Here is a 231-nt window from a genome sequence, read left to right as displayed (position 1 = left end):
CGGGAAAAATACCCTCGGTTATCGCATCGAGGTGGATTCGAGCGCGTTCTCTGACAACGTCGGTCATGTGCTGAAAGAGGTGACGGTCCATGTCAGCGTCACGTCTCACGATACGGCGGGCAATCTGGCGATTGCCACCAGCAGCCATGATGTGCATATCGACAACTTCGCGGAAAACACGGTACATATCGACACCGTCGCGAACGACAATGTGGTCAACGCCATTGAAAA

Annotated in this window: 1 protein-coding gene; it reads left to right on the top strand. The window is 53.7% G+C overall.

The features are described from left to right. Positions 1-231 (top strand): Ig-like domain-containing protein (locus OGY13_RS00875; protein WP_286593171.1); only part of this gene is annotated, 231 nt, incomplete at both ends.

Source organism: Citrobacter sp. Cpo045 (genome assembly GCF_030332875.1).
In the GTDB taxonomy this organism is placed as follows: Bacteria; Pseudomonadota; Gammaproteobacteria; order Enterobacterales; family Enterobacteriaceae; genus Citrobacter; species Citrobacter portucalensis.
The sequence above is the reverse complement of the archived record's forward strand: the minus strand, read 5'-3'. Positions and strand labels throughout refer to the sequence as shown.